The sequence below is a fragment of the Nonomuraea sp. NPDC050790 genome (assembly GCF_044456745.1).
Taxonomy (GTDB): Bacteria; Actinomycetota; Actinomycetes; order Streptosporangiales; family Streptosporangiaceae; genus Nonomuraea.
Genome location: NZ_JBITGF010000003.1, coordinates 224,494 through 245,427, shown reverse-complemented (window position 1 = coordinate 245,427; position 20,934 = coordinate 224,494). Strand labels below are relative to the sequence as shown.

The following is a 20,934-nucleotide window of genomic DNA, read 5'->3' as shown; positions in this document are numbered from 1 at the left end:
CCTATGACGGGTATTTGCTTTTAAGGGGCACTAGTGTGCGGTTCAGCTCGGGGCGCGACCCCGGACGGCCATGACCTCAGGGACCCCTCCTTGCCGCGTCGACTGATCACTCTGCTCGCCGGCCTGTCCATGGCGACGCTGTCGATGGCGACGCTGTCCATGGCGACGGCCGGCTGCGGCCGTACGGCCCCGCCACCGGCCGCCGGCCCGCCCCCGGGAACACCGACCACCGCCCAGGGGATCGACGAGGCCACGGCGGCAGCGGCTTTCGCCACGCTCACCGACCTCGACGCGGCCTGGCACGCGCGCGACTGCGCCGCCGTGGTCGCCGTGACGACCTGGGTGGAGAAGACGCTGGGCGGCCGTGCCTGCGCGGCGACCCGGAACGGCCGCCCAGCCCCGGCCCGCACTCCCTACTCCGAGCCGGTCTTCTTCCTGCCGGAGGAGGGCGCCTGGTTCGCCGCCCTGGCCATGAAGCCGAAGCCCGGCTACTTCGTCTTCGTCCAGGTGAACGACACCTGGCGCCTGGGCTTCGGCCCCGTCCCGGCGATCGGGGACCTGCCCGGGACCACGGCCGGTGAGCCCGATCCCGCCGCGACCGCGGCCGACAAGCCGGCCTCACCCGCCACCGCGGCCGACAAGCCGGCCTCACCCGCCACCGCGGGCGGTGAGCCCGATCCGGTTACCGCGCGGCGGGCCAGGTTGGTGCCGCAGCGCCACCTGACGTTCCTCACCGACCCGGCCGGGCTGTCGGGGGTCCGGTTTCCCGACGCGGACCCGGTGCGCAGGCTGCGCGACGAGCTCGCCGCCAGGCCCGCCCGTGCGCGTCCGGACCGGCTGAGCGTGGACGTGGAGCTGCTGGACACGCCGCGGGTGATCGGGGCGGGCGGGCCGATGCTGGTCTTCCACACGCTGCGGCTGACCTTCCAGCAGCGCGGCGCCGCCCATCCCCTGTACGGCAAGGCCGACCTGCGCGCCTTCACCGGCAAGAACACCCTGGACCGGGTGACGGGGATCGAGATCGTGAGCCTGGTCAGCGAACTGACCCCGGACAACAAGGTGCGCACGGTGGGGTTGCGCAGGGATCTGGCCGACGTGCGGCCGTGACGGCGCCCGGCCCGAACCGCCCGGGGAGCGTGGAACCGACGGAGGCGCGGGGGGACGGCGGGGGGGTGGGTGGGCGTGGCTTCGCCGTAAGGGATGGGTGGGGGTGCGGCGAGAAGAACAGCGCGCGGCTCGGCGAACGGCGTGCGGCAAGAGCGAGAAGAGCGAGAATGGATCTCGCGGAGGATGCTGAAGGGCGTGTCCTGGGGGAACGGTATGCTCTGGGCACGTGAGCAGCCCCTCTTATCGTGCCATTGGGCCGGTCGTCGGTGTGGTCGGCGCCGGTCAGCTTGCCAGGATGACGCAGCAGCCCGCGATCGCGCTCGGTGTCGAGCTGCGTGTGCTGGCCAACGCGCTTGACGAGAGCGCCGCCCGCGTGATCGTCGACACGCGGGTCGGCGACTACCGCGACCTGGACGAGCTGCGCGAGTTCGCCAAGGGCTGTGACGCGATCACGTTCGACCACGAGCACGTGCCCACCGAGCACATCAGGGCGCTGGCCGCCGACGGGCACGCCGTGCATCCGGGCGCCGACGCGCTCGTGCACGCGCAGGACAAGGCGGTCATGCGCGAGCGGCTCACCGAGATCGGCGCGCCGTGCCCGGCGTGGGCGCGGGTGGCCGAGGTGGGCGACGTCGAGCGGTTCGCCGCCGAGCACGGCTGGCCGGTCGTGCTGAAGGCGGTCAGGGGCGGCTACGACGGGCGCGGTGTCTGGGTGTGCCGGGACGCCGCCCAGGCCAGGGAGGCGTTCGAGAGCGGGATTCCGCTCATGGCCGAGGCTTACGTGCCGTTCGAGCGGGAGCTGGCCGTGCTGGTGGCCCGTTCGCCGCACGGGCAGGGGGTGAGCTACCCGGTCGTGGAGACGGTCCAAGAGGACGGCATCTGCGTCGAGGTCATCGCGCCCGCCCCGATGCTCGACTCCGAGGACGCCGCCCAGGCCCAGCGCATCGCCCTGAAGATCGCCGACGAGCTGGGCGTGACCGGCCTGCTGGCCGTCGAGATGTTCGAGACCGCCGACGGCCTGGTCGTCAACGAACTGGCCATGCGCCCCCACAACAGCGGCCACTGGACCATCGAGGGCGCGCTCACCTCCCAGTTCGAGCAGCACCTGCGCGCCGTGCTCGACCTGCCGCTCGGCTCCCCGACCATGACCGCGCCGTACGTGGTCATGGTCAACCTGCTCGGCGGCGACGACCCCGACCTCTTCAAACGCTACGAACACGTGATGGCCCACGACCCCGCCATCAAGGTCCACTTCTACGGCAAGGACGTGCGCCCCGGCCGCAAGATCGGGCACGTGACCGCGCTCGGCAAGGACCTCGACGAGGTACGGGCCCGCGCCCGCCACGCCGCCGTCCACCTCACCTCCGGGGAGTACACATGATCGGCATCGTCATGGGCAGCGACTCCGACTGGCCCGTGATGCGGGCGGCCGCCGAGGCGGTCGCGGAGTTCGGCGTCCCGTTCGAGGCCGACGTGGTCTCCGCGCACCGCATGCCCACCGAGATGATCGAGTACGGCAGGCAGGCCGACGCCCGCGGCGTCCGCGTCATCATCGCCGGCGCCGGCGGCGCCGCCCACCTGCCCGGGATGCTGGCCTCGGTGACCCCGCTGCCGGTGATCGGGGTGCCGGTGCCGCTGAAGTATCTGGACGGGATGGACTCGCTGCTGTCGATCGTCCAGATGCCGGCCGGGGTTCCGGTGGCCACGGTGGCGATCGGCGGCGCCCGCAACGCGGGGCTGCTGGCCGTACGCATCCTCGCGGCCTCTGACGCGGGTCTCCGGCAGCGCATGGTGCGCTTCCAGGAGGAACTGAAGGAGCAGGCCCACGCGAAGGGCGCGAAGCTCCGCGCGGAGGCAGCGGAGCTGTCCTGAGTCGTTCCTTGGAGCGGTCAGCCGCCCAGGCGTCTGGCCAGGTCCTCGGCGCTCTTCTTGTCGAACCCGCCGGTGATCTCCAGCGCCCGTCCCGGGATCGGCTCCAGGACGGTGGGCGCGCTGATCACCTTGCCGTCCACCACGATCGCGAGCTGGTTGCGCGGCTCCGGCAACTGGTGGACCTTCTCGGTCAGCCGTGTGAACGTCGTCCCGCTCGCCTCGTCGAGCGTGACCCGGATGACCCACTGTCCGGTGGACCCGCTCGTGGCGGTCGCCTCCTGGGCGGTGACCTGGGTGGCCTGGTCGAGCTGGTAGCAGGCGTCGCCGTCCTGGCCGACGACCCACCCCGCGGCGCAGGGCGCGGAGCGCACCTCGAGAACGGGCCTCAGGTCGAAGGGCTCGCTGACCGGTTTCCACGGCAACCGGGCGGACATGCTGCCGATCACCAGCGCGTAGCCGACGACGAACACCACCCCGGCGTTGACGAGCGCTCCTGCGACGATCGCGAGAATCGGACCGGGTTTCACGGCATCGCCCTTCGCCTTGGCAGCGGGTCCCTTGCCATGAGATCACGAATCGCCGGCGGGCAGGGATGTCTATCATGCGGGCATGGGACTCGGGCTGATGGAGATTCTGCTCATCTTCGGCGTGGTCGCGGCCATCGTGGTCGTGAGCCTGGTGGCGCTGGCCGGACGCCGGAGGGGTGAGCGGAGCCTGCCGCCGCCCTCGCCCCGCTCGGCGGCCGACGTCGAGCAGGAGGTCCTCCACTACCTGCGGCAGGGCAAGACCATCCACGCCATCAAGATCGTCCGCGAACGCACCCGTCTCGGCCTGAAGGAGGCCAAGGACCTGGTGGAGGAGGTGGCCGCGGGACGTCGCCGCCTCACCGACCACCCGGCTTTCGCCGGCATGCGCCCCTCCCTGCCCGGCCGGGCAACGGGCGACCTCGCGGGCCGGGTCAGGAACCTGGTCGCAGAAGGCCACCGTGAACAGGCCGTCTACCTGGTACGCGGCGAGACCGGAATGGCCCAGGAAGAGGCCGAACTGTTCGTGGACAGCTTGTCCAGGAGCTGACGACACACCACTGAGGCAGCCGGGTTCCGGGCTTCGGCCGAGGGTTCCGGGTTCTGGTCCAGGGTTTGGGTTTTCCGGTCCAGGGGGTCAAGGGTGGCCGTTGCGGTGGGGACCACGTCCGACGTGAGAAGCGATCCCCCCGACCTGCGTCAGCTCACGTCGGCGGGTGGCTTGGGCGGGGGCGGGGCCGTAATGGAAAAAGGGGTTGATGGAGAGGATGAGAGTCAGGGGCGGCCGAGGGCGCGGTAGTGCCAGGAGGCGGCGCGCCAGGCGGTGGGGTTGAGGGCGTTGCGCCCGTCGACGATCTTGCGCTCCGCGACCACCGTGCCCAGGGCTTCGGGGTCGAGGTTCACGAACTCCTGCCATTCCGTCAGCAACAGGACGACATGCGCCCCACGGACGGCGTCCACGGCCGAGGTGCCGTAGTTGAGCTCGGGGTGGGCCTTGCGGGCGTTGTCGAGGGCGATCGGGTCGTAGACGGTGACGTCGCCGCCCTGCTGGCTGATCGTGACCGCCACGTCGAGCGCGGGGGAGTCGCGGATGTCGTCGGAGTTCGGCTTGAACGCGGCGCCCAGCACGCCGACCGTGCAGCCGCGGAACGAGCCGCCGGCCAGCTCGCGCGCCAGGTCCACCATCCGCGCCCGGCGGCGCATGTTGATCGCGTCGACCTCCCGCAGGAACGTCAGCGCCTGGTCGGCCCCCAGCTCGCCCGCGCGGGCCATGAACGCGCGGATGTCCTTGGGCAGGCAGCCGCCGCCGAACCCGAGCCCGGCGTTCAGGAACTTGCCGCCGATCCGGTCGTCATAGGAGAGCGCGGTCGCCAGTTGCTGCACGTCGGCGTGGGCCGCCTCGCAGACCTCGGCCATCGCGTTGATGAAGGAGATCTTGGTGGCCAGGAAGGAGTTCGCGGCGGCCTTGACCAGTTCGGCCGTGGCGAAGTCGGTGACGACCACGGGCACCTCGCCCAGCGGTTCGTAGACCTCGCGCAGGATCTTCTCGGCCCGCTCGGAGCGCACGCCGACGACGATGCGGTCGGGGTTCAGCGTGTCCTGTACGGCGTGGCCCTCCCGCAGAAACTCGGGGTTCCAGGCCAGCTCGGCCTCGGTGCCGGCCGGTGCGAGCCTGGCCAGCTTGTCGGCCAGCCGGGCGGCGGTGCCCACGGGCACGGTCGACTTGCCGACGATCAGGCACTCCCGCGTGAGGTACGGGGCCAGCGACTCGACGGCCGCGTCGAGGTAGGAGGTGTCGGCCGCGTACTCGCCCTGCTTCTGCGGCGTCCCGAGGGCGAGGAAGTGCACGTCGCCGAACTCCCCGGCCTCCTCGTAGGAGGTCGTGAAGCGCAGCCGGCCGGAGTCGAGCCCGCGGCGCAGGACGGGTTCCAGGCCGGGCTCGTGGATGGGGAGCTCACCGTTCTGCAGGCGGCGGATCTTGTCCGCGTCGATGTCTAGGCCCAGGACGTCGAATCCGAGGTCCGCCATGCACGCGGCATGCGTGACACCCAGGTATCCGGTCCCGATCACCGTGAGGCGATATGGCACGAGTGAGCTCCTTTCGATCGCCAGGCATGCTACCGGCCCTCACTACCTCGTCTGTGCCACCTGCCCAAACCAGCGAACCGTACCCGCTGGTAACAAGTTGCTCGGACGTCCTAGTATTTGTGCCATGAGCTTCCCTCTCTACGCGCCGGCCGAGGAGCACGACATGCTCCGCGAGACCGTCCGCGCCCTGGCCGATGAGAAGATCGCCCCGCGTGCGGCGGAGGCCGACGAGAACGAGGAGTTTCCCTGGGACGTCTACAAGGCGCTCGTCGCCGCCGACCTGCACGCCGTGCACGTCCCTGAGGAGTACGGCGGCGCCGGCGCCGACGCCCTGGCCGCGGTCATCGTCATCGAGGAGGTGGCCAGGGCCTGCGCGTCCTCGTCGCTGATCCCCGCGGTGAACAAGCTGGGGACCGTACCCCTGCTCCTGTCCGCGTCGGAGGACCTCAAGTCGCGTTACCTGACCCCGGTGGCGTCCGGCGAGGCGATGTTCTCCTACGCCCTGTCGGAGGCGGAGGCCGGCTCCGACGCGGCGGCGATGAAGACCAAGGCCGTCCTGGACGGCGACCACTACGTCCTCAACGGCGCCAAGATGTGGATCACCAACGCCGGCGTCTCGGAGTACTACACGGTGATGGCCGTCACCGCACCCGGCGAAGGCGCCCGCGGCATCTCCGCCTTCGTCGTGGAGAAGTCCGACGAAGGCGTCTCCTTCGGCCCCAAGGAGAAGAAGCTCGGCATCAAGGCCTCACCGACCCGCCAGGTCATCCTGGACAACGTCCGCATCCCGGCCTCCCGCATGATCGGCGAACCCGGCACCGGCTTCAAAACCGCGTTGGCCACCCTGGACCACACCCGAGTCACGATCGCCGCCCAGGCCCTGGGCATCGCCCAGGGCGCCCTGGACTTCGCCGTCGGCTACGTGAAGGACCGCAAGCAGTTCGGCAAGCCGATCGCCGACTTCCAGGGCGTCCAGTTCATGCTCGCCGACATGGCGATGAAGCTGGAGGCCGCAAGGCAGCTCACCTACCACGCCGCCGCGAAATCCGAACTGGCCATGCACGGCACCCCGCAGAAGGACCTCACCTTCCTGTCCAGCGCCGCCAAGTGCGCCGCCTCGGACGCCGCCATGGAGATCACCACGGACGCCGTCCAGCTGCTGGGCGGATACGGCTACACGCGCGAGTTCCCGGTGGAACGCATGATGCGCGACGCCAAGATCACCCAAATCTACGAGGGCACCAACCAGATCCAGCGCATGGTCATGGCCCGCCAGCTCCTCAAGTAGCGGCGGAACGCGCCCGGCCCTTTCCGGGGCCGGGCGCCGAAAGTCCCCGAATCGACGTCCCGCAGTATGCGTCCGCAGTACGGTAGGGAGCGGTTCGTAATACCGATGACGTGAATGACGATGTATTGTCGCGCTGCATGTTCCGGTGACAGGGGATGGAATGCTCATTGCGGACAGTTCAGGCGATGGCCGGAATATCGACTGTATTTTCTGTAAGCCTGACGATCCTTCGGTTAACACGACATTGTGTGAGAACGACTCGTTCTATGTGCGCTTTGACAATTACCCCGCCAATCCGGGTCATGTCGAGGTCGTGCCCAAACGGCATGTGGAGTCCTTCTTCGACCTTGACGAGGGGGAGATGCTCAGCGCGTACGCGCTGATGAGGGAAGCCAAGAACCTGCTCGACGACAAGTACTTCCCCGAGGCGTACACCATCGGGATCAACGACGGGAAGGCCGCCGGCCGTACCATCGACCACCTGCACATCCACCTGATCCCCCGGCACCAGGGCGACGTCGACGACCCCAGGGGAGGCATCCGCAAGGCGGCCCCCAACTGCGACCCGGACGCCTGGAAATAGCGGCTATCGCCCGCCCGACGCCACGTACCAGCCGGAACGGCCCGAGAACCGAATGCGGATCTCGGAGAATCCGGCGTCCTCCATGCGTCCGGCGAAGGTCTCCGGCCCGACGAACGTGAACCAGCGCTCGCCGTCCAGCGAGCCGCCGCTCCGCCAGCCCTCGCCCTCGCCGTCGCGCATGCTGATCACCGCGATCCCGCCCGGGACGAGCACCCGGTGCACCTCCGCCAGAGCCGCGCCCATCAGGGCCAGCGGCAGGTGCAGGAGACACCCCGAGGCCCACACGCCCGCGAGGCAGCGCTCGCGCAGCGGGAGCGCGAGCGCGTCCAGCCGGAGGAAGCCCGCCGTCCCGGAACGACTGCGTGCCCAGGTGAGCATCCCGTGGGAGTGGTCACCCGCGACCACCCGCCGACCCAGCTCCGCCAGCAACCGCGTGTCCCGCCCGCCGCCGCAGCCCAGATCCAGGACGGGCAGGCCGTGGGGCGCCCGCTTCGCGAAGTCGACGACCTCCTGGCGGAGTCCGGGAAACTGGTCGTAGTCCTCGGAGATCTCCCCATAAGCTTCGGCATTCGCGTCATAGGCGGAGCAGGTCGCGCGGGTGATGTTCCGCAGGAGATCAGGCATTTTCGAATCCGTCCTGCCCGAGAACGAAGCCCAGCGAATTCAGCACGTGCCACACGCGCTGCAGGTCCACGTCATCGTATCCGTGGGAGACATCGATGCTCACGCATCCCGTGAACTTCGCGTGCGCGTTTCTGACCGGGCTGGAGAAGACCGCGCCGCGATGGCTGTAGCGCTGGAACTCCTCCCAGGTGAAGCCCATCACCGCGTCGGCTCCCGCCGTTCTTCTGTAGGCTTCGAACGCGGTTTTGTCGGGCAGTCTCCGCGCCAGTTCCTCGACGTTGAAGCTGGTCTCCTGGTCGTGCTTCCAGCACAGGCCGACCACGCCGACCCCGGGCGTTGGGCGGATCTTCCTGGTGGCCGGCGCCGAGCCGAGCCGATAGGTGGCGACGCGGGTGAGTTCTCCCCTGAGCGGATGCTGCAACGTGCGTTTCTTCTGCCAGATGTGCAGGCCGAGGTCGCTCACGGAGTTGGGCGGGTTGATGGCCTTGCAGATCTCCAGAAGCTGCCCGAACGCGGTGAGTACGTGCCGGCGCATGACCACGCGGCGCTCGATCCGCAGGCGCTGCGACAAAGACTCGAACGGCGTCGCCACGCCGAAGAATCCGGCCACGAGAATCAGCCCGATCAGGACGTGGGAATACTCGCTTTCCAGGCTCTTCCAGATGCCGGCGGACGGAAATCCATACTGTTTGCAGGCGAGCGTGACCGTGGCGGCGAGGATAACTCCCCGGTCCAGGGCGCGGGCCGCCGACAGCTTCATCGGGAAATCACCCTGTCTCGCCGACGCGTACTTGCCGAACAGTATCGCGAAGACTATACATGAACCGGACAATTCTCTAACGGTCAGTTGCACTTGATCTGCTTTTCGGTCGCCCGACAGTCGCTTAATTGTGCCGACTGGATTGAAGATGGGGTGGTCAGTGCCGGTGCCAGAAAGGTTCTGTGTCGGCTCCGACTTCTGTCAGGAGCTTGCCGGGGCCGCGGACACGACCTTTCGCCGCGTCTATGGCGGGTGGCCCGCGGAAAGGATCGTCAGCCACGGCGCCACGGTCAGCCTGCTGGCCGACATGTCACCGCTGACCTATGGGCACCTGCTGCTCGTCTCCAACAGGCACTACGTCAGTTTCGGGGAGGTGGTGGCGGAATGCGCGGACGCGGTCACCGATGCCCTCGGCGAGATTCTCCCGCAGTACAAGTCCAGCTTTGGTGAACCCGTCATCATGGAGCATGGCTCGACAAAATGGATGAACGGCTCCGCCTGTATCACTCATGCCCATCTTCACCTGCTGCCGCTGCGATTGGCGCAGGTCCACGCGGTGATGAAACGGGACGGACTCACCTCGGCCCGGATTGACGGGATCACCGGTCTGCGGCGACTCGGGGTGGCGGGCCTGCCGTACTTCTATTGCGGGGACGCCGACTCGCATCGGGTGTACGGTGTCGCACAGGCAACGCCGCGACAGTATCTCCGTTCGGTGGCGGGGCGATTACTCGGCATCGATGACCCTGAATGGGATTACGCAGTCGTCGTCAGAAAGCATCTTCTCAGCGCGACAATGGAAGAGACGGCCTGCTGGTTCGTCCCATTGCCGTGAAACGCCTACCGAGGGTGTGATCTCATGCAGGACGCCGGCGCCACCTCGGACGAGCCGACCCGGCTGGCCAACATCATCGGGCCCATGTTCCTCGGTCAGTCCGGCTGGACCCAGGAACTGCCCGGCGGCGCCCGGGTGGAGCTCGTCGCGGGCGCGGACGCGCAGGACGACTGCGCGGTCTTCCGGGTCGACGGCCCGCTGGAAATCGTGCTCGGCTCGGACTACGTGCGCGGGCCGAAATTCCAGCTTTACGAGCTGGGTCATCTGTCCAATTACGACATCGGCTATTACCTGGCGATGGCCAATCTCAGTGACGTCGCGGCCATGGGCGCCGCTCCGATCGCGCTCCTTTCGGTCATCAGATATCCCAGGTCGCTGTCGGACGCGGATTTCGCCATGGTCATGGAAGGCATCCGGGACGCCTGCCGTGAGGTCGGCACGCTGAACGTGGGCGGCGACATCGGCAGTGCCGAGAGGATCATCCTGTCCGCCTCGGCCGTGGGGATCGTGGAGCAGGGCGGGTCCCTCCTGCGGGGCGGCGCCCGGCCCGGCGATCGCCTCTGCGTCACCGGGCCGACGGGGATCGCGGCATCCGCGCAACGTTACTTCGGTGGTGACAGGCGGGCCGGGCTACGTCCCGAGCAGGAGGAACTGCTGATCTCCGCCTGGCGGCGGCCGCGGGCGCTGGTGGGGCAGGGGCGCTGTCTCAGCCGGAGCGGTGTGGTGACGAGCTGCCAGGACACCTCCGACGGGCTCAAGGCGGGTGTCCAGTCGCTGGCGGAGGCCAGCGAGGTGGGGTTCGTGGTCGAGGAGGCGGAACTGCCGGTCGCCGACGTCGTCGCCGAGGTCGCGGCGCTCACCGGCGGCGAGGTCACCTCGACCGTGCTGGGCGACTCCGTGGACTTCCAACTGGTCTTCACCGTCGGTGAGGGCGACGTCTCGCAGCTCGCCAAGGTGTTCGCGGACGAGGGGTTCCAGCTCTTCGAGATCGGCTACGCGACGAAGGAGCGGGAGGTGCGGTTGCGGCGGGCCGATGGCAGGGTCGAGGAGCTTCCGGGGGTTGGCTGGAGGCACGCGACCTGATCGGTCAGGGCTGGGGGAGGCGTTCCAGGATGACGACCGGGATTTCCTGGCGGGCTTTTGCGGCGTAGGTGCCGTACTGGGGGGCTGTGGCGAGCATTTTGGACCACAGTCTGGCGCGTTCGGCGCCGGTGGTGGTTCTGGCGTGGGCGCGGAAGTGGTCTCCGCGGATCTGGACGTCCACCTCTGGGTTGGCCAGCGTGTTCAGGTACCAGTCGGGGAGGGGTGCGCCGTATCTGCTGCCCGACGCGACCAGGACGTAGGTGTCGCCTTCCTGGCCGTAGAACAACCCGGTACGGCGCCGCACCCCGCTCTTCCTGCCCACCGTCGTCAGGACGAGGTTCGTCACGCCGCCCTCCATGTAGCCGTCCCGGCCGTCGGTGGCCAGGTAGCGGCGGACGTGCTCGGCGACGGATCGGTCTCTGCTGTCGGTCGTCTCGGTCATGGGGTCATGGTGTGTCCAAGGGCTTCGGGTTTTCTTCAGAGTGGTTGGAGGTGGGCGAGCAGCAGCTTGACGAACAGCACGGGCGCGAACCAGCCGAGCGCCGCCGGGATCGCCAGCGGCAGCGTCAGCCCGATCGCGAGGGCGGTGCAGCAGAAGGCGACCGGGAGGCGTACGTCGGCGGGGACGGTGACGGTGATGACGGCGCCGGTCAGGGCCAGGGCGTAGACGACGGCGGCGGCGGTCCAGGTGAAGCCGGGGACCACCAGGGCCAGCAGGAACGGCTGCACGTGGATGGCGACGAAGCCGAGGTGGTGCCGCCACGTACGGCCCGGCCGGTGGAAGTGCCGCTTGGCGGCGGCGGTGGCGTTGACGGCGGCGCCGCCGTACAGGTCGAAGGCCACGATCGCGACGAGCACGAGCGGCAGGACGGTCAGGCCCGCGGCGTAGGCCAGTGCGGTGGACAGGATGGTTCCGGCCACGGCGCTGGTGTAGACGACGGTGCGCTCGCGCGGGGTGGCGCCGGGGGCGATGAGGCGGTCTTCGAGCGTGCTCATGCGCGCTCCCTCAGGCCCTCGACCAGGACCTCCAGGACGGGGTCGGCCAGGTCGGCGATCGGCACCTCCGGATCGACCAGCCACTGCAGCACCACGCCCTCGATGGCGCCGACGATGACGGTGGCGTGCGGCAGGCCGAGTCCGGGGCGGATCTGGCCGATCAGCTCGGCTATGGCCGCGCGGTAGGCCCGGTAGGCGGGGCGCATGTGGTCGGTGGCCCACAGGTCGAGCAGGGTCCTGGCCAGGTCGGGGGCGGCGGCGATCACGTCGAGGATGCCGCGGACGAGCGTGCTCAGGCGCTCCAGGGGCGGGCCCGTGCCCTCCAGGGCCTCGCGGAGTACGGCGTCGGCGTCGGCGGTGTACTGGGAGAAGGCGGCTTCGAGCAGCGAGTCGCGGCTGTCGAAGTAGAGGTAGACGCTGCCCTTGCCGATGCCGGCCTCCTCGGCCACGTCGTCGATACGCGAGGCGGCGAAGCCCTTGCGCGCGAAGACGCGGACGGCGGCGTCCAGGATCTCCTGGCGGCGGGCGGCCTTGTCCACTCGTTTGGGTGACATGGCCACCACCTTAACATGACTGACTGGTCAGTCATAGTAGGCGATCCGGATGTTGCCGCTGCCGCTTCTGGCGGTGATCGTGTCCTGGCTGTCGCCGTTCTTGACCTGGGAGGTGACCGAGCCCTCCTGGCTCTTGGCCGACACCTTGTACACGCCCTTGGGCACCGAGGTGACCACCCCGCCCTCCCTGGACAGGACGTCGACGTTGGCCGGCCGTACCGCGAACCGGAGGTTGATCGCGCCCGAGTCGGTGCGCACGCGGACCCGGCCCGAACGCAGCCGCTCGCCGGTGACCGTGCCCTCGGTGCGCAGCCGCAGGGCGCCGGACATGTCGCTCACGCGGATCGTGTCCATGGCGGAGACGTCGACGTCCTGCGTCAGGCCCGTGGCGATCACCCCGTCGCTGCCCTGGACGATCAGCTTGACGCCGGGCGGGACCGAGATCCGGTAGCGCCCGCCGCAGTCGCCGAGGACCATGTTGCAGTTGGCGCTGAGCCGCAGCGTGCCGCCGTTCAGCGACCAGGAGGAGTTGCCGGACTCCGCCGCCTTGCCCTTGAGCCACCGATCGACCTTGACCACGCCCGGCGCGCCCTGCTCGATCCTGAGCCCGCCGAGCGAGGACCTGATCGTGAGGGGGCCGCCGGTGTGGGTGAACGTCTGTGCCGAGTGCTGCTCGGGCGCGTCGAGTTCCACGCCGCAGCCCGCGAGGAGCACGATCCCCGCGGCCATCACCGCGATTCGTCTCATGGCAGCGATCGTCGCGCGGCCGCGGCCCGCCGCCATCGGCCGCGCGGCCGACCCGCCATCGGCCGAACGGCCAGATTCACAGGGCCTTGAGCACCTCGTGCACGTGCCGCAGCGGAGAGGAGCCGACCGGGCGCAGGACGACGGTGTCGACCCCGGCCGACCACAGCGCGCGGACGTGGTCCACGGCCTGCCCGACGTCGCCGACGGCCATGGCGACTTCGTCCGGCGCCACCTTCAGGAACTCGGCGTACTCGGCCACGATCGGCCGCGCCACCTGCTCGGCGTCGTCGCCGACGTACAGGTGGGTGAAGGCGACCAGTTCGTGCGGGCTCCGCGCGGCGAGCCGCTCGCGCACCCACGGCACCCGCGCCGCCCCGAAGCCCTCGGGGATGATCGTCCCGTCGGCCACGCGGCCCGACAACGCGAGCGACTTCGGGCTCAGCACCCCGGCCAGCACGGGCGGCGGCTCGGCGGGCGGGTGGACGAGCGCGACGCCGTCGAGGTGGACGGCCTTCCCGTCCAGGACCACGCTCTCGCCGCGCAGCAGCGCCCGCACGCTCGTGATCGTCTCCTCCAGCAAGGCCAGCGGAGACGGTACGGCCGCGCCCACCTGCCGCATCCACGCCTGGACACCGTGCCCCACCCCCGCCGCCAGGCGCCCGGGGTACAGCCTCGCCAGGTTGCCGAACTCCATGGCCAGCAGCGCCGGGTTGCGCAGCGGCGCGGGCGCGATCCCCAGGCCGACGCGCAGCCGCGAGGTGGCGGCCAGCGCGGTCGCGGCGGAGGAGACGCCGCCGGTCCAGCCGAGGTCCTCCACGACCCAGAGGTCGTCCACCCGGGTCGCGTCGAGCTCGCGGGCGAAGGGGACGAGCCGCTCGGGCGGCAGGTCGCGGTCGAACATCACGCCGAGTCTCAAGGGGCCCTCCAGTAGTAGCGGAACAGCCTGCCGACCTCGGAGTATCCGGCCCGCAGGAACGCGCTGGACATCGGGGTGTTGGACACGTCGGTGGCGGCCACGATGCGCTCCACCCCGGCTTCGGCGAGCGTGCGGGTGCCGTGGGCGAGCAGGTCGGCGACGTAGCCCTTGCCGCGCTGCTCGGGCACGACGCCGATGTAGGCGATGGAGTGGTCGTCGGGGGCGACCAGGCCGACGGGCTGTTCGTCGGCGTAGCCGATGACGAACCAGTCGGGCTTGCCCTTGCGGTTGACCAGGTCGTCGTACATGGATCTGGCCTCGTGCTCGGGCCCGGCGGTGGCCAGCTCGACCTGGGTGTCGTGGTCCAGCGAGCCCTCGGAGACCCGTACCAGGAGGTCGAGCACCTCGCGCTCGGTGTGCCTGCGGGCGGGCCGGTAGGTGAGCCGGCCGGAGTCGGCGGGCAGGTCGCTGCCCGAGCGCCATTCCAGCCGGAGGCGCTCCACCTCCAGCGTGAAGCCGGCGCCCATCAGCGCGTCGTGCTCGACCGGGCGGTCCACGGTGGGGACGAGCCCCGGCGAGAGCGCGATGTCATGGAAGATCTTGGTGATGCCCGTCTCCGCCAGGCCGCGCCGCAGCAGCGCGGCGCCGGTGGCCGGATCGGGGCCGGGGGAGAAGTGCCACGTGATGACCGGTTCTGCGCCCCGGTAGGGGGCCCAGAAGCACACGCGCGCGTCGCCGTCGGTGAAGCACCACTCGGGCTTGGTCCTGCCCTCGTCGCAGGCGGCGATGAGCTGGGAGCGCGCGGGCTCGGGGAACTGATCGAACAATGCTGAAGCCTCCACGGACAAAGAACGTCAGTGGGAGCTTAGGCCGCCGTGCTCAGTGTGGTGCGCGCCGCCGTCAGAGTGGGGCTGGTGGCGAAGTGCCGGTCGAGGTTGGTGATGGTGAGCAGGTGCGTGATCATGCCGGGTTCCAGGACCAGGACGAGCCGTCCCGACATCTCCCGCACGTGGTTGAGCGCGCCCACGAGCACGCCGAGCCCGACGGAGTCGCAGAACGGCACCTCGGTCAGGTCGATCACGAGATTCGGAGGATCTCCGTCGCTCCACACCGTGTCGAGAGCCTCGCTGAGCCGGGGCGCCCCGGAGACGTCGAGATCTCCGCGGGCGTGAACGACCGTACAGCCTTCCTCGTGCCAGGACCTGACCTCCATGGCCACCACCTGCCCGGATTGGCGGCTCTTATGCTTGTTTCCGGCAGATGTTCTGGGATGCGGTCTTCGTTGTAGGGGTCGCGGTGGAGCTCGGCTTGGGGGCCGGCTCGCCGGACGGCTTGAGCTTCTTGATCTTCGGCTGGTCCGCGCCGACGATCACCTCGATGCCCGGGATGTCGGCTTCGCGCAGTTCGGCGCCGGGAATGGCCGAGGCCACCGTACGCGCGGAGTCGGCCCGATCGGGCCCGTACCGGATGATCGTCTTCTTGTGGTCCTTCTTCGTGGTGTTGCCCGGCTCGCCCGGCACCAGGAAGCCCGACTCCTTCAGCGCGGTCTTGGTCCGCGCGCCCAGGCCCGTGATCAGCGTGCCGTTGAGCACCTTGACCGTGATCCGGTCCGGCGGGACCGTGTTCGAGGCGGACGGCGTCGCGCTCGGCGTCGGCTTGGGCGTGGGCTTGCCGAGGTCCTCGTCGGCGGCGATGCGGCGGAACAGCTCCTTGGCCGCGTCCTTCTCCCACAGCACCGCCGACTCGCCGGTCGGCGTCTTGAAGTCGAGGTCGGCCAGCGGGACGGTGGCGAAGCGCACGTCGTCCAGCGACACGTCGCGCATCTGCGTGGCCAGGCCCAGCAGCCCGTCGTCCGGGTCGATCTTGATGGTCCTGAGCGTGGAGTTGACGAACGCGGCCAGCCGCGCCGGGTTGCCCAGCGTGCCGGCGCTGAGCGCCTTGTTGAGCAGCGCCGAGATGACCTGCTGCTGGCGGTCGATGCGGTCGAGGTCGGAGCGCACGGTCGCGCGGGTGCGCGCGTAGCCGAGCGCCTGGGTGCCGGCCAGCTCGTGGGTGCCCGCGGCGAGGTTGAGCCCGGTCTTCGGGTCGTTGATCGGCACCGGCGTGCAGACGGTCACCCCGCCGAGCGAGTCGACCACGTCGATGAAGCCGAGGACGTTGACCTCGATGTAGCGGTGGATCTTCAGCCCGGTCGCCTGCTGCACCGCCTTGACGGCCAGCGGCGCGCCGCCGAACTGGTAGGCAGAGTTGATCTTGTGCTGGCCCTTGCCGGGGATCTCGGTCCAGGTGTCGCGGGGGAGGCTGACCACGGTCACCTTGCGGTGGTCGGCCGACAGGTGGATCACCATCATGGTGTCGGTGCGCTCGCCGCTCTCGCGGCCCAGCTTCAACTGGTTCTGCTGCTTGCGGGTGAGGTCGTCACGCTTGTCCACGCCGACCAGCAGGATGTTCATGGCGCTCGTGGGGGCCGACTCGGTGATTCCGGCGTCCACGCCGGCGATCTGGCGCGGCGTCGCCCACACCACACCGGTGCCGACCAGCACCGCCGTCGACAGCGCGCCCGCGACCAGCAGGTTGCGCCGCCGGGCCTTGGCGCTCTTTGCGGGCTTCCGCTTGCGGCCGCTCGCGAGCCTGACGCCGCCGTAGGCGTCGCCGCCCACGTGCACTCCCGCGTCCTCCTCGCCCGGGTCGCCCATGCACTGCCCCCTTTATGCTGCCGGAGGGATCTGGCTTTCGATTGCCTTCCTCCCCTGCTCGTACAGTAGCGTGAGGCCCGCCATGAAGCAGTTGCCCGACTCGCCGCACGCGCACGCGGATACGCGCGCCTGGCCACCCATCTCCGTCGTCATGCCCATCCTCAACGAGGAGCGGCACCTCCAAGAGGCCGTCGACATGATCCTGTCCCAGCGATACCCGGGCGAGATCGAGGTCGTGCTGGCCGTAGGACCCTCCCACGACCGTACGCAGGAGGTCGCCGACGCCATCGCGGCGGCCGACCGGCGGGTCACGGTGGTCCCCAACCCCACCGGGCGCACCCCCAACGCGCTCAACGCCGCCATCGGCGCCTCCCGCAACAAGATCATCGCAAGGGTCGACGGGCACGCCATGCTGCCCGACGACTACCTGCGCGTGGCCGTGGAGACGCTGGTGGAGACCGGCGCCGACAACGTCGGCGGCATCATGGCCGCCGAGGGGATCACGCCCTTCGAGCAGGCCGTCGCGTGCGCGATGACCTCGAAGATCGGCGTCGGCGCCGCCGCCTTCCACGTCGGAGGTACGGCCGGCCCCGCCGACACCGTCTACCTGGGCGTCTTCCGCAGGGAGGCGCTGGAGCGCGTCGGCGGCTACGACGAGCACTTCCAGCGCGCCCAGGACTGGGAGATGAACCACCGCATCCGCCAGACCGGCGGCCTGGTGTGGTTCCAGCCCAGGATGCGGGTCTCCTACCGGCCGCGGCCCAACGTGAAGGCCCTGGCCAAGCAGTACTTCCACTACGGCCGCTGGCGCCGGGTGGTCTCCCGCACCCACGAGGGCACGATCAACCTGCGCTACCTCGCCCCGCCCGCCGCGGTGCTGGCGATGGCGCTGGGCCTGGTCGTCTCGCCGTTCTTCCCGCTCGCGCTGATCGTCCCCGGCGGCTACGCGCTGGCCATCGCGGCCGGCTCCGCGCTGACCGGCAGCGGCCTGCCGGGCGCGGCCAAGCTCAGGCTCCCGCTGGTGTACGCGACCATGCACGTCTCCTGGGGCTGGGGCTTCCTCACGAGTCCCAGAAAGCTCGCTCGACCGCCGCGTTGAACCGCGTCAGGGCATCCGGCTCGTCCGGGCCCAGCAGGTAGGCACGCAGCTTGCGCCGCGTGCCCGCCAGCGTGTCCTCCCCGTCCAAGAACCCGGCCAGGGCCGCGAGGTCCTGGCCCAGCAACACCCCGGCGCCGGTCGTCGGGTAACGCTCGTGGAAGGCTTTCTCGGCCATCCCCGACACGTTCGTCACCGCGTACGGCTTGCCGCTGGCCAGGAAGTCGGCCACCACGCTGGAGATGTCGGTGATCATCAGGTCCGCCTGGTTGAAGCAGTCGTACAGATCGGTCTTCGTCACCACAAGGTGCTTGACCGGCGCGGGAAGCGCTCCGCCCGACGGATGCCTGGCCTTCGACCTGGCCAGTTCGGCCGCGTCCAGCATCGCCACGATCTCCGCGTGGGCCCTGGCGGCCGCCGCGTCCCGGTGGCCGGTCAGCGGGTGCGGCTTGTAGACGATCCGCAGCCCCGGCCGGTGCTCCAGCAGGGCCCGCACGATCCTCGGCCCCATCGTGGTCAGCGACGTGTGGTGCAGGTCGTCGGTCCACCCTTCCCAGGTCGGCGCGTACAGCACCGTCCGGTACGGCAGGCCGGGCCCCCCGGTCGAGATCCCCTCCAACTGGGGCCGCCCCACCTCGTGCACGTTCTCGTCACGCACTCCCACCCTGGCCCGCCGGTACCGGTCGCGCCCGGCGGGGCCGGCCACCCACACCTCGTCGTACACCCGGGAGAACGGGTTGAACGACGCCTCCTTGTCGCTGTCGCCGTGCCCGACGAAGACGCTGCGCAGGCCGGGGATGCGCAGCATGTGGATGTTCTTGCCGACGTTGGCCACGTACAGGCACACCCGGGCGCTGCTCAGCGCGTGGAAGCCCATGAGGTCGGCCGACGACGGGATGCACACGACCGGCAGCGTGGTCGGGCCGAGCCGGTCGGCCAGGCCGCGCTCGCGCAGGACCACGATGGCCCTGCGGTCGATGCGCTCCAGCGTGGCCAGCCACATCCTGGCCTGGTAGGCGGCCTCGTTGGCGCCGCTGAAGTACAGGATGACCTCGGGGTGGTAGTCCCTGACCTGCCTTTCCACGACGGCCAGGATGCGGGCGGCGTCGGTCAGGGGGGCGGCCCGCCGTACGTAGGGGATGAGGGCGAACACTCCGGCGCAGCCCAGCAGCAGGCCGAGGCCCGCGCCCGCGGCGGCGGCCGGGCCGCCCACGGCGGCGCCGAGCACGGGCAGCGCGTCGAGGTAGAGGAAGCGCACGCCGCGGTAGTTGGTGAGGAGGTCCGGCGGCGTCTTGGGGAGGTTGAGCGCGGTGACGTCCAGGCCGCGGGTGGTGACCGGCATGGTCGCGACGGCGCGGCGCAGCCGTATGGCAAGGCCGGTCTGCACGGCCCGCACCCCGTGCATGGCGAGCAGCCCGGCGGCCAGTGCCGCGAGCCACGGCGAACCCGCGCCCGCGGTCTTGGCCACGAGGAGCACCGCGGCCATCTCCCTGATCACGAAGCGCACCGTGACGCCCAGGTGCACCCGCGTGAGCATCTCGGTGAACGGCCTGGCCGCGCGGGGCGCGACGTGCTCGGCGAGGTAGGAGAGCGCGGCCACGGCGGCGAACAGCAGCGGATGCGGCCACAGTGCGGCCAGCATCAGGACCGGATAGCTGCCCAGAAGCACGACCTTGACACAGAGTCTCCGCATGCGTTCGGACAGTAACACTTCTATGGCGCGTCGAGCCGGACGTCGATCACCTGACCCGTCAGGTTGGAAATCAGCACGTCAAGGGAGGTCTGGGCGACGGCGCGCGGAGACAGCAGCGTGTGGGCGGGTTCCTCGCCGAAGGCACGTTCGCGCATGGGTGTGCTGGTGCGCTCCGGATTGACGCAGTTGACCCGGATGCCGTCGCCGGCCCACTCGTCGGCCAGCGCCTGGGTCAGGTTGACCACGGCCGCCTTCGTCGAGGAGTAGAGGCTGTAGTCGGCGCGGCCCCTGGTGTAGCTGGAGGAGGTGTAGAGCAGCAGGCAGCCGCCGCTCTCACGCAGATGCGGGTACGCGGCGCGGGCCACGTTGACCGGGCCGAGATAGTTGACCCCGACCGTGTCGGCGATCGTCTCGTCGGTGACCTCGGCCAGCTTGCCCATGTGCAGCACGCCGGCGGTGTTGACCACGTAGTCGACCCGGCCGACCTGGGCCAGCGCCTTGGCCACCGAGGTGTGGTCCTCGACCCGCACGCCGTTCTGCGTGCGCGAGAAGGAGTGCACCTCGGCGCCGTGGCCGCGGGCCAGGTCCACCACGTCGGCGCCGATGCCGTAGCTGCCGCCGAAGACGACCACGCTCCGCCCGGCCAGCGCCTCGCGGTAGTCGCGCGGGTGCGGCGCCGGCGCGCCGGCCGCGGCGAGCTGGAAGAGCTTGTCGGCGATGTACACGTCGACCGGGTGCGTCACCTTCATGTTGTGCTCGCTGCCCGGCACGATGTAGATCGGCACGTCCGGCAGGTAGCGCAGCACCACGCCGCAGTCGTCGGTGGCCGGCTGCTTGTCGAAGTCGGGGTCGGCGAAGGCCCGCTCGTACGCCTCGCGGATCACCGACAGCCGGAAGCACTGCGGCGTCTGCCCGCGCCGCAGCCGCGACCGGTCGGGGATGTCGCGGATGATCTCCCCGCGCGGCCCCGGCACCGCCACGACGACCGTGTCGGAGCTCGGAATGGCCACGTCCACCGCCGAATAGGTCTCCAGGGCCCGGACACACTCGGTGAGGATCCGGGGCTCCAGGAGCGGCCGCACAGCGTCGTGCAGGAGCACGTTGCACTCCTGCGGGCCGAGCGCCTTCAGCGCCCGCCACGTCGTCTCGGTACGGCTCGCGCCGCCCTCGATGATCTTGCTGACCTTGCCGTAGCGGCCCCTGGCCACGATCTCCTCGACCTGGTCGGTGAACCCGGGGGTCATCAGCACCACGATCTCGTCGATCTCCGGCGCCGCGTCGAACAGGGCCAGCGTGTGCTCCAGGATCGTCCGCCCGGCGATCTTGATGAGCTGCTTGGGCGTGTCGAGCCCGACACGCTGACCGACCCCGCCGGCGAGAACGACCCCTACAGAGCGCAACCGAGAGTCCATGCCGCGAGCGTAACGGTCCTGATCCGTGATATCGCGTCGCCGGATCGCTACGCTGTGTCC

General features: G+C 70.0%; 23 protein-coding genes. 9 read left to right on the top strand and 14 right to left on the bottom strand.

Going from position 1 to position 20,934, the window contains the following annotated elements:
- Nucleotides 1-90 precede the first annotated feature (90 nt).
- The 3 genes from ACIBEJ_RS16010 to purE all read left to right on the top strand — a co-directional run bounded on the left by ACIBEJ_RS16010 (nt 91) and on the right by purE (nt 2,979).
- Nucleotides 91-1,107 carry a hypothetical protein gene (locus ACIBEJ_RS16010; protein WP_397183475.1) on the top strand — a complete coding sequence of 339 codons (1,017 nt, stop codon included), beginning with the start codon at nt 91-93 and terminating at the stop codon, nt 1,105-1,107.
- A 226-nt stretch (nt 1,108-1,333) separates the two neighbouring features.
- Entirely contained in the window at nt 1,334-2,488 is a 1,155-nt protein-coding gene (locus ACIBEJ_RS16005) for a 5-(carboxyamino)imidazole ribonucleotide synthase (RefSeq protein ID WP_397183474.1), read from the top strand.
- Nucleotides 2,485-2,979 (top strand): 5-(carboxyamino)imidazole ribonucleotide mutase, encoded by a 495-nt coding sequence (gene purE / locus ACIBEJ_RS16000; protein WP_397183473.1) that lies wholly within the window; start codon nt 2,485-2,487, stop codon nt 2,977-2,979. The genes ACIBEJ_RS16005 and purE overlap by 4 nt, the downstream gene beginning before the upstream one ends.
- A gap of 17 nt (nt 2,980-2,996) precedes the next feature.
- Here the strand turns inward: purE and ACIBEJ_RS15995 are convergent, their stop codons facing one another.
- A complete protein-coding gene (locus ACIBEJ_RS15995; protein WP_397183472.1) occupies nt 2,997-3,506 on the bottom strand; it encodes a SecDF P1 head subdomain-containing protein in 510 nt (169 codons plus the stop codon).
- An 82-nt stretch (nt 3,507-3,588) separates the two neighbouring features.
- Between ACIBEJ_RS15995 and ACIBEJ_RS15990 the strand changes: the two genes are divergently transcribed.
- Nucleotides 3,589-4,053: a ribosomal protein L7/L12 gene (locus ACIBEJ_RS15990; protein ID WP_397183471.1), complete on the top strand. Its 465-nt coding sequence runs from the start codon at nt 3,589-3,591 to the stop codon at nt 4,051-4,053.
- A gap of 224 nt (nt 4,054-4,277) precedes the next feature.
- On the opposite strand, the gene ACIBEJ_RS15985 is transcribed toward ACIBEJ_RS15990, so the two are convergent.
- On the bottom strand, nt 4,278-5,591 hold the full coding sequence (locus ACIBEJ_RS15985; protein WP_397183470.1) for a UDP-glucose dehydrogenase family protein: 1,314 nt from the start codon (nt 5,589-5,591) through the stop codon (nt 4,278-4,280).
- A gap of 124 nt (nt 5,592-5,715) precedes the next feature.
- Here ACIBEJ_RS15985 and ACIBEJ_RS15980 point away from each other — a divergent pair, with 124 nt between their 5' ends.
- Nucleotides 5,716-6,879 carry an acyl-CoA dehydrogenase family protein gene (locus ACIBEJ_RS15980; RefSeq protein WP_397183469.1) on the top strand — a complete coding sequence of 388 codons (1,164 nt, stop codon included), beginning with the start codon at nt 5,716-5,718 and terminating at the stop codon, nt 6,877-6,879.
- A gap of 160 nt (nt 6,880-7,039) precedes the next feature.
- Entirely contained in the window at nt 7,040-7,462 is a 423-nt protein-coding gene (locus ACIBEJ_RS15975) for an HIT family protein (protein ID WP_397183468.1), read from the top strand.
- Nucleotides 7,463-7,465: 3 nt separating this feature from the next.
- On the opposite strand, the gene ACIBEJ_RS15970 is transcribed toward ACIBEJ_RS15975, so the two are convergent.
- Both ACIBEJ_RS15970 and ACIBEJ_RS15965 read right to left on the bottom strand, forming a co-directional pair.
- Nucleotides 7,466-8,086, bottom strand: a complete 621-nt coding sequence (locus ACIBEJ_RS15970) for a class I SAM-dependent methyltransferase (RefSeq protein WP_397183467.1) — start codon at nt 8,084-8,086, stop codon at nt 7,466-7,468.
- The gene (locus ACIBEJ_RS15965) at nt 8,079-8,846 is read right to left on the bottom strand and encodes a hypothetical protein (RefSeq protein ID WP_397183466.1); all 768 of its coding nucleotides are present in this window, start codon (nt 8,844-8,846) and stop codon (nt 8,079-8,081) included. The genes ACIBEJ_RS15970 and ACIBEJ_RS15965 overlap by 8 nt, the downstream gene beginning before the upstream one ends.
- 160 nt (nt 8,847-9,006) lie before the next feature.
- Here ACIBEJ_RS15965 and ACIBEJ_RS15960 point away from each other — a divergent pair, with 160 nt between their 5' ends.
- Together ACIBEJ_RS15960 and thiL are read left to right on the top strand one after the other, a co-directional pair.
- Complete coding sequence (locus tag ACIBEJ_RS15960) at nt 9,007-9,681, top strand: hypothetical protein (RefSeq protein ID WP_397183465.1); 675 nt, start codon at nt 9,007-9,009, stop codon at nt 9,679-9,681.
- Nucleotides 9,682-9,705: 24 nt separating this feature from the next.
- On the top strand, nt 9,706-10,764 hold the full coding sequence (gene thiL, locus ACIBEJ_RS15955; protein ID WP_397183464.1) for a thiamine-phosphate kinase: 1,059 nt from the start codon (nt 9,706-9,708) through the stop codon (nt 10,762-10,764).
- Between the two features lie 4 nt (nt 10,765-10,768).
- Here the strand turns inward: thiL and ACIBEJ_RS15950 are convergent, their stop codons facing one another.
- The 8 genes from ACIBEJ_RS15950 to ACIBEJ_RS15915 all read right to left on the bottom strand — a co-directional run bounded on the left by ACIBEJ_RS15950 (nt 10,769) and on the right by ACIBEJ_RS15915 (nt 16,673).
- Complete coding sequence (locus ACIBEJ_RS15950) at nt 10,769-11,206, bottom strand: nitroreductase/quinone reductase family protein (protein WP_397183463.1); 438 nt, start codon at nt 11,204-11,206, stop codon at nt 10,769-10,771.
- Nucleotides 11,207-11,241: 35 nt separating this feature from the next.
- On the bottom strand, nt 11,242-11,760 hold the full coding sequence (locus ACIBEJ_RS15945; protein ID WP_397183462.1) for a hypothetical protein: 519 nt from the start codon (nt 11,758-11,760) through the stop codon (nt 11,242-11,244).
- Entirely contained in the window at nt 11,757-12,314 is a 558-nt protein-coding gene (locus ACIBEJ_RS15940) for a TetR/AcrR family transcriptional regulator (protein ID WP_397183461.1), read from the bottom strand. The genes ACIBEJ_RS15945 and ACIBEJ_RS15940 overlap by 4 nt, the downstream gene beginning before the upstream one ends.
- Before the next feature lie 27 nt (nt 12,315-12,341).
- On the bottom strand, nt 12,342-13,061 hold the full coding sequence (locus ACIBEJ_RS15935) for a hypothetical protein (protein WP_397183460.1): 720 nt from the start codon (nt 13,059-13,061) through the stop codon (nt 12,342-12,344).
- A 76-nt stretch (nt 13,062-13,137) separates the two neighbouring features.
- Nucleotides 13,138-13,977, bottom strand: coding sequence for an LLM class flavin-dependent oxidoreductase (locus tag ACIBEJ_RS15930; protein WP_397183459.1), 840 nt, complete (start codon nt 13,975-13,977; stop codon nt 13,138-13,140).
- A complete protein-coding gene (locus ACIBEJ_RS15925) occupies nt 13,974-14,804 on the bottom strand; it encodes a GNAT family N-acetyltransferase (protein ID WP_397183458.1) in 831 nt (276 codons plus the stop codon). The genes ACIBEJ_RS15930 and ACIBEJ_RS15925 overlap by 4 nt, the downstream gene beginning before the upstream one ends.
- Nucleotides 14,805-14,842: 38 nt before the next feature.
- Nucleotides 14,843-15,190 carry an STAS domain-containing protein gene (locus ACIBEJ_RS15920; protein ID WP_397183457.1) on the bottom strand — a complete coding sequence of 116 codons (348 nt, stop codon included), beginning with the start codon at nt 15,188-15,190 and terminating at the stop codon, nt 14,843-14,845.
- A 28-nt stretch (nt 15,191-15,218) separates the two neighbouring features.
- Nucleotides 15,219-16,673: an LCP family protein gene (locus tag ACIBEJ_RS15915; RefSeq protein WP_397183456.1), complete on the bottom strand. Its 1,455-nt coding sequence runs from the start codon at nt 16,671-16,673 to the stop codon at nt 15,219-15,221.
- Nucleotides 16,674-16,755: 82 nt separating this feature from the next.
- Between ACIBEJ_RS15915 and ACIBEJ_RS15910 the strand changes: the two genes are divergently transcribed.
- Nucleotides 16,756-17,772 (top strand): glycosyltransferase family 2 protein, encoded by a 1,017-nt coding sequence (locus tag ACIBEJ_RS15910; protein WP_397183455.1) that lies wholly within the window; start codon nt 16,756-16,758, stop codon nt 17,770-17,772.
- Here ACIBEJ_RS15910 and ACIBEJ_RS15905 read toward each other — a convergent pair.
- Complete coding sequence (locus ACIBEJ_RS15905; protein WP_397183454.1) at nt 17,735-19,462, bottom strand: CDP-glycerol glycerophosphotransferase family protein; 1,728 nt, start codon at nt 19,460-19,462, stop codon at nt 17,735-17,737. The genes ACIBEJ_RS15910 and ACIBEJ_RS15905 overlap by 38 nt on opposite strands.
- A gap of 20 nt (nt 19,463-19,482) precedes the next feature.
- Nucleotides 19,483-20,874, bottom strand: coding sequence for an SDR family NAD(P)-dependent oxidoreductase (locus tag ACIBEJ_RS15900; RefSeq protein WP_397183453.1), 1,392 nt, complete (start codon nt 20,872-20,874; stop codon nt 19,483-19,485).
- Nucleotides 20,875-20,934 lie beyond the last annotated feature (60 nt).

Bases quoted from the DNA above. Each gene is read 5' to 3' on its own strand.
- ACIBEJ_RS15970 (WP_397183467.1), bottom strand. From the start codon at position 8,086: ATGCCTGATCTCCTGCGGAACATCACCCGCGCGACCTGCTCCGCCTAT.
- ACIBEJ_RS15940 (WP_397183461.1), bottom strand. From the start codon at position 12,314: ATGTCACCCAAACGAGTGGACAAGGCCGCCCGCCGCCAGGAGATCCTG.
- ACIBEJ_RS15950 (WP_397183463.1), bottom strand. From the start codon at position 11,206: ATGACCGAGACGACCGACAGCAGAGACCGATCCGTCGCCGAGCACGTC.
- ACIBEJ_RS15990 (WP_397183471.1), top strand. From the start codon at position 3,589: ATGGGACTCGGGCTGATGGAGATTCTGCTCATCTTCGGCGTGGTCGCG.
- ACIBEJ_RS15975 (WP_397183468.1), top strand. From the start codon at position 7,040: ATGCTCATTGCGGACAGTTCAGGCGATGGCCGGAATATCGACTGTATT.
- ACIBEJ_RS15900 (WP_397183453.1), bottom strand. From the start codon at position 20,874: ATGGACTCTCGGTTGCGCTCTGTAGGGGTCGTTCTCGCCGGCGGGGTC.
- ACIBEJ_RS15965 (WP_397183466.1), bottom strand. From the start codon at position 8,846: ATGAAGCTGTCGGCGGCCCGCGCCCTGGACCGGGGAGTTATCCTCGCC.
- ACIBEJ_RS15935 (WP_397183460.1), bottom strand. From the start codon at position 13,061: ATGAGACGAATCGCGGTGATGGCCGCGGGGATCGTGCTCCTCGCGGGC.
- ACIBEJ_RS15980 (WP_397183469.1), top strand. From the start codon at position 5,716: ATGAGCTTCCCTCTCTACGCGCCGGCCGAGGAGCACGACATGCTCCGC.
- ACIBEJ_RS15905 (WP_397183454.1), bottom strand. From the start codon at position 19,462: ATGCGGAGACTCTGTGTCAAGGTCGTGCTTCTGGGCAGCTATCCGGTC.
- thiL (WP_397183464.1), top strand. From the start codon at position 9,706: ATGCAGGACGCCGGCGCCACCTCGGACGAGCCGACCCGGCTGGCCAAC.
- ACIBEJ_RS15910 (WP_397183455.1), top strand. From the start codon at position 16,756: ATGAAGCAGTTGCCCGACTCGCCGCACGCGCACGCGGATACGCGCGCC.
- ACIBEJ_RS15915 (WP_397183456.1), bottom strand. From the start codon at position 16,673: ATGGGCGACCCGGGCGAGGAGGACGCGGGAGTGCACGTGGGCGGCGAC.
- ACIBEJ_RS15945 (WP_397183462.1), bottom strand. From the start codon at position 11,760: ATGAGCACGCTCGAAGACCGCCTCATCGCCCCCGGCGCCACCCCGCGC.
- purE (WP_397183473.1), top strand. From the start codon at position 2,485: ATGATCGGCATCGTCATGGGCAGCGACTCCGACTGGCCCGTGATGCGG.
- ACIBEJ_RS15920 (WP_397183457.1), bottom strand. From the start codon at position 15,190: ATGGAGGTCAGGTCCTGGCACGAGGAAGGCTGTACGGTCGTTCACGCC.